We start from the raw sequence: 5698 nt of genomic DNA on the forward strand, positions 1-5698 counted from the left end.
GCGATTCTTTTTGCTTGGAATAACAGCCTTTATTCCGCCCTCGGTTAACGCCTGACGAAAACTATCAATATCATAAGCCTTATCAGCCAAAAAAATTCACAATGTTCATGAGCCCAAACATCATAAACAAGCGATCATCCTTACCATGACGTCCTTTTGGCTTTGGAAGCAACTTTTCTAAACGAAACCACATCTCATCGTCAATAACCATCCATGACATTCCCTCTCCCCAACCCTCGTCCCGCGAAAAGGCATCATCATACTACTCAAATTCCTAGCGCGGGAGAGGGGGCAAATCGAACGAACCTGAAAACTCCGTGCTCAGATTTAGTTCGGAAAAACCTATAAAAAAACGTTAGGGACGTTGCCTAGTAGATTATCAACCAAAAAAAATTCATTCCTTGAAAAATTTGTACTGGTGATTTATCCGCTAATATTTTCAATAATGTGATTTGATTATGGAAGTCGGTCGGCAAAAAAATTGATTAAAAATAGACATTTATTTATCGCTGAATGTATAAATGAATAATCGAAAATTGAAACTAAGAATTCACCATGAACAATAAGTCAAATTCAATTGTATCAAAAATACCAATCAGCATCTGGATTTTAGGATTTGTCAGTATGCTAATGGATATTTCATCAGAAATGATTCATAGCTTACTGCCATTGTTTTTAACTACCACCTTAGGTGCAAGCACTGTTGCAATTGGAGTAATTGAGGGGCTAGGTGAATCTACTGCTCTGATTGTGAAAGTTTTTTCAGGTGCATTGAGTGATTATTTAGGCCAACGAAAAACTCTCGCTGTTATTGGTTATACATTGGGTGCTTTATCTAAACCACTATTTGCCTTATCACCTACTAGTGGCGTTGTTTTATTTGCCCGGGTATTCGATAGAGTAGGAAAAGGAATCAGAGGTGCTCCTCGAGATGCGCTGGTTGCTGATATTGCACCTTATCAACTAAGAGGCAGCTCCTTTGGACTACGCCAGGCTCTGGATACAATAGGTGCAGTACTCGGTCCTTTGTTAGCAACTGGATTGATTTTATTTTTCGCAAATAATTTCCGGGCTGTATTCTGGGTTGCAGTCATTCCTGGAATTTTATCTGTTTTATTACTTATTTTTTTGGTAACTGAGCCAAAAATCCATAAGCCGAATGAAAAGCGCATCAATCCACTTCAGCGTCAAAATTTATCTCGTTTAAGTATGGCTTATTGGTGGCTTGTTGCAATTGGAGCAATTTTCACACTTGCCCGTTTTAGTGAAGCGTTTCTTGTGCTACGTGCAATGAATGTTGGAATGTCAATTTCTGCAGCCCCCTTTATCATGGTTATCATGAATTTCACTTATGCTGTTTCTGCATATCCATTCGGAAAACTAGCTGATCACATGAGTCACTCCAGACTGTTAATGATAGGCATAATGGTTTTAATTGTTGCCGATATACTGCTTGCAATAAATCAGTGGACAGCTGTTTTGCTAGGAGCCGCTCTTTGGGGAATTCACATGGGAATGACTCAAGGATTATTGGCGGCAATGGTAGCTGACACCTCCCCCATAGATTTGCGTGGAACAGCATATGGTTTTTTTAATTTAGCAAGCGGGTTAATGATGCTCGTGGCTAGTATGCTTGCTGGATTTTTGTGGGAATACTCTAGCCCATCTTTTACATTCTATATGGGGGCTTGCTTTTGTGTTATTGCTCTTATTGGACTTGCTGCGCGTCGTATTCATTTAAATTTATATTTATAAAGCCAAGCTCAGAACACACTTTAGATAATTATTAAATCAGAAAAGTACTGATTTTGTTGCCCCTTATTTACAGCATGATGATTCAATGTTAGCTTTTAAATTCCAAACTATCAGGTGATCTAATATGAAAATGAAAACAATTGTTCTATCATCACTCGCTTTAGTATGTTCCACTGCTTTTTCAGGCTCAATCCAACCCAAAATAAGTATTCAACAAGCCCTCTCAACTGCTGAGAAAGCAGGATATACCAATATCCGAAAAATTGAATTTGAACATGGTCAATGGGAAGTTAAAGGACGAGATGCCCAAGGTAAAAAATTTAAGATAAAAATCGATGCAACAACCGGCACGCTTTCTAAAAAAGATAACGATTAATTTACGGTTAATACTGAATAAGTTACTCGCATCAGATCTAAGGATGCGAGGCACTTAGATTAAACAATCACTCCCGATCCAATTCAACAAACTCCATCTAAGCCATATCAAGATTTAAAAAAAAGATCTGGGGTCAGGCCCTGAATTGTGAGTTATCAATTAAAAATTACTGAATCCATTGTCGACCAGGATGAATAAACTAAAACAGTGCAAGGAAAAAATAATCAAAATTCAAGACCTGAGCCTCTATGTTGTTTACTGAGCGGCTTTAAGGGGCGCTAATCTATTTGGTGGTTGCCTTAATCCAATGCAATAAAATCTGACGGCTCCCTATCTATAAACTGTTTGATTAATTGTTGCCAAAATGGACGATACAAAGTATTAAATAAAGGATGAGAATCATCAACCGGAAAACAAGGCCCATGATTTACTTCTAGTAGCCAAAGTTTATTCCCCTCTGCTTCAACCATAAAATCAAAACCAAAACAAGCAATTCGAGGTTGGCTATCTTCCCAAATAGTGGCAAACTGATTTTTCAATGCATTGACCAATAGTTGGCAGATGGAAATAATATCCATCTTGTAGGGTTGAAAAATTGCTATCTCATCACTTAAGCGTTGCACTACATTCAGTCGTTCATCACTCAGATGTTCATTGGTAAGGTGAGCTTCCAGCAAATTGAAATTATCTTCTTGATAAGGTTTTAATGCAATATTCAAATAGCCACTAGGAAAAAGTGCTGAGCCAACATGGGTAGATACCACAACCAACTCTCGAATTGAAAATTTATGACCAAAGATGGGTCCCTGAATTAATTGCGGTTTAACAATATAACGTTGCAAAACTTGGGGGCCTCCCATGCGCTGATGAGAAAGAAAATGTGCCTCAATGGCGTCTAAGTCATGAAATATATGAATATGTTGTCCATTATTTAACATGGATGGTTTTAATATCCAAGGCGTGTTGGCAAGATGTGAGTTACTGATATTCGTCAAAACAGTAGGCCAAATCTCATCATCAATGTAAAAAGTCTCCCGCATCAAATAATCAAGGTGATTTGCTTTTAGAAAAGCTGCAAGCAGATGCTTATACTCCAGGGTTTGGCTAATCAGCGGTGAAAAATGGAGCCATTCCTCATTTACCGATGCCAGTGCAGAAAATTTGCTTGGCTTCCATCCCTCGGCTTTCAAAAAACGAGCTAAATTAGCATGGGTTGGGGTTTTATCCTCTACTAAATGAAATTTCCTCATAACTTTTGATATTAATGTTTCCAGTTCTGTAGTTCATAAAACAAGTATAGTCCTCATTAAATGAATCCGTAATTCACCACGCGCTGCGTGGCAGATTTGCAAGGTAAAATTGTCTAATATCTTTTAGTGTACTAACACTAAACTCATTTTCATATTTTTTAGTTAAAATTAAAGTTAAATTGACGATGCCGATGACTCATGTATGTTGCAAAATAAGAGGTCAACACCAGAAAGCAAGATAAAGTCATAAAAAAAGCAATTCGAAAAAAACGCGATCAACCCAATGGATAAAAAGTGACTTTTATGGTAAAATTCGCGCCTTTTTAAACATATCTTATTGATAAAAGGCGTTTTTTATGCAATCGAAGTTAGATCAACTTTTCTCCACACCACCAGATGAAAGCGATAAATTTCGCTCCAATAATTTGAAAAAGATCACTCGTAGCTCCAAATATCTTATTCATTCGCTAGCCACTTTAGGAGAGCTATTAACAGAAATGAAAATAGGCAAGGAAACTCCTGTTTTACGCTACCTCGTCGATTTAAATAAGGCAGCATGGTTTGCCAGAGAGACTCGTGATCATGCTCCTGACGCCCCTGCACATTTCAAAATGACTGGTTCCCCACAAAATTCGGCTTTTTGTAAAACCGCTGGCAATTTGTTTTTTAGTGAAGACTATTCCACTTTAATTAGTATTAATCATAAAAGTGGTGATTTTCGTCCTTCATTTGATTCCATTAAATGGATTTTAGCGATTATTGTAATTAATGAAGCTTGCCTTCCATTCAATTTGCCTGAGGTTCTTATTATTGATGAGTTAGATCATAATGGTAAAATAATAGGTACTCACCAATGCTTGATTTCCAGTATTAAAAAGTGGCTAACAACTTTTACGGAAAACACAGCGCTAACATTAAGTTTAAAAGAGCAAAATGCTGAAACCAAAACAGTGCGCTACGGGCAAGAAAGACTTAAGCGTTTCGCTGAGACAGATAGCGAAAGTGCTCCGCTTGATAAAAATAGAATAGCAAGAAACCTAGAATTTGCAGACCATGCATCATCTGATAAATCAAACATGTCAGAACAGTTATCCAGTGACTCACCAAATAATGTGACACCATTTCGCGCTTTTCAAAGTTCTTCATTATCGCTATTTGCTCCATCCCGAAAACGGTTAGCGTCTCGATTTACAGACCAAGAATCACCCGACTTGGAGTTTGAGGAAAAAGCCGAGGAAACAGCCACAGCCTATCAACCACCACCGAAAAAAAGCAAGCTTAGACATCTTGACTTCGTTAGCGTTTTAACTCCACCCACTAAATCAGAAGCAAAAGAAGCAGATACCGCAAACTCGTTATTCTTTAAAGGGAGCTTTTAATAGGAGTTATAGTATGTCACCCAGGAAATTTACTTAAATATGAAAGATTCCATCATCTTACCTTTTTATCTTACGATGAAGATGGTAGTAAGGATATAAATTTATGAACTATCATGCGATTTTGTTGACCATTAACCGACTCATTGCAGGCTTACTCCCAATGCTACTGGTTGCTTGTACGCATCAGCAATCTAATGGTCCGGATCACTATATGATCAGAGGGAAAACATATCATGTGATGAAGTCTGCCAAACACTACAAAGCAAAAGGAATTGCTTCCTGGTATAGGCCACACACTCGGAATCAAAAAACATCGACCGGAGAGCGCTTCAACATGCATGCAATGACAGCAGCTCATCCAACACTCCCGCTTGCGACACGAGTACGGGTAAAAAACCTGAATAATGGCAGAACAATTGTGGTTCGAATTAATGATCGAGGTCCTTTTTTATCGAACAGGATAATTGATTTATCCTTTGCTGCCGCTAAAAAACTCGGTATTAAAGGCATTGCTCCTGTTGAAATTGAAGTAGTTTGAACTTGCTAAGAAATATAGCTTACCCAAGCTAGGCAACGTCCCTAAAGCTTTTTTATAGGTTTTTCCGAACTAAATCTGAGCACGGAGTTTTCAGGTTCGTTCGATTTGCCCCCTCTCCCGCGCTAGGAATTTGAGTAGTATGATGATGCCTTTTCGCGGGACGAGGGTTGGGGAGAGGGAATGTCATGGATGGTTATTGACGATGAGATGTGGTTTCGTTTAGAAAAGTTGCTTCCAAAGCCAAAAGGACGTCATGGTAAGGATGATCGCTTGTTTATGATGTTTGGGCTCATGAACATTGTGAATTTTTTTGGCTGATAAGGCTTATGATATTGATAGTTTTCGTCAGGCGTTAACCGAGGGCGGAATAAAGGCTGTTATTCCAAGCAAAAAGAATCGC

General features: G+C 38.3%; 7 protein-coding genes. 5 read left to right on the top strand and 2 right to left on the bottom strand.

The window, feature by feature from the left end; translation table 11 throughout:
- Positions 1-82 precede the first annotated feature (82 nt).
- A complete protein-coding gene (locus BW930_RS17245; protein ID WP_162263005.1) occupies positions 83-220 on the bottom strand; it encodes a transposase in 138 nt (45 codons plus the stop codon).
- 335 nt (positions 221-555) lie between these two features.
- Between BW930_RS17245 and BW930_RS16690 the strand changes: the two genes are divergently transcribed.
- Positions 556-1755 (top strand): MFS transporter, encoded by a 1200-nt coding sequence (locus BW930_RS16690; protein WP_058468868.1) that lies wholly within the window; start codon positions 556-558, stop codon positions 1753-1755.
- 124 nt (positions 1756-1879) lie between these two features.
- Positions 1880-2131, top strand: coding sequence for a PepSY domain-containing protein (locus BW930_RS16695; RefSeq protein ID WP_058468869.1), 252 nt, complete (start codon positions 1880-1882; stop codon positions 2129-2131).
- Positions 2132-2430: 299 nt separating this feature from the next.
- On the opposite strand, the gene BW930_RS16700 is transcribed toward BW930_RS16695, so the two are convergent.
- Positions 2431-3381: an ATP-grasp domain-containing protein gene (locus BW930_RS16700; protein WP_058468870.1), complete on the bottom strand. Its 951-nt coding sequence runs from the start codon at positions 3379-3381 to the stop codon at positions 2431-2433.
- Positions 3382-3737: 356 nt separating this feature from the next.
- Between BW930_RS16700 and BW930_RS16705 the strand changes: the two genes are divergently transcribed.
- The 3 genes from BW930_RS16705 (at position 3738) to BW930_RS17250 (ending at position 5616) form a co-directional block, all read left to right on the top strand.
- A complete protein-coding gene (locus tag BW930_RS16705; RefSeq protein ID WP_058468871.1) occupies positions 3738-4760 on the top strand; it encodes a hypothetical protein in 1023 nt (340 codons plus the stop codon).
- A 103-nt stretch (positions 4761-4863) separates the two neighbouring features.
- A complete protein-coding gene (locus BW930_RS16710) occupies positions 4864-5298 on the top strand; it encodes a septal ring lytic transglycosylase RlpA family protein (RefSeq protein ID WP_058468872.1) in 435 nt (144 codons plus the stop codon).
- Between the two features lie 180 nt (positions 5299-5478).
- Entirely contained in the window at positions 5479-5616 is a 138-nt protein-coding gene (locus tag BW930_RS17250) for a transposase (protein ID WP_162263005.1), read from the top strand.
- Positions 5617-5698: the final 82 nt, after the last annotated feature.

The organism is Fluoribacter gormanii, from assembly GCF_900156395.1.
GTDB classification, from domain to species: Bacteria; Pseudomonadota; Gammaproteobacteria; order Legionellales; family Legionellaceae; genus Legionella; species Legionella gormanii.

Bases quoted from the DNA above. Each gene is read 5' to 3' on its own strand.
- BW930_RS16710 (WP_058468872.1), top strand. From the start codon at position 4,864: ATGAACTATCATGCGATTTTGTTGACCATTAACCGACTCATTGCAGGC.
- BW930_RS17245 (WP_162263005.1), bottom strand. From the start codon at position 220: ATGTCATGGATGGTTATTGACGATGAGATGTGGTTTCGTTTAGAAAAG.
- BW930_RS16705 (WP_058468871.1), top strand. From the start codon at position 3,738: ATGCAATCGAAGTTAGATCAACTTTTCTCCACACCACCAGATGAAAGC.
- BW930_RS17250 (WP_162263005.1), top strand. From the start codon at position 5,479: ATGTCATGGATGGTTATTGACGATGAGATGTGGTTTCGTTTAGAAAAG.
- BW930_RS16690 (WP_058468868.1), top strand. From the start codon at position 556: ATGAACAATAAGTCAAATTCAATTGTATCAAAAATACCAATCAGCATC.
- BW930_RS16700 (WP_058468870.1), bottom strand. From the start codon at position 3,381: ATGAGGAAATTTCATTTAGTAGAGGATAAAACCCCAACCCATGCTAAT.
- BW930_RS16695 (WP_058468869.1), top strand. From the start codon at position 1,880: ATGAAAATGAAAACAATTGTTCTATCATCACTCGCTTTAGTATGTTCC.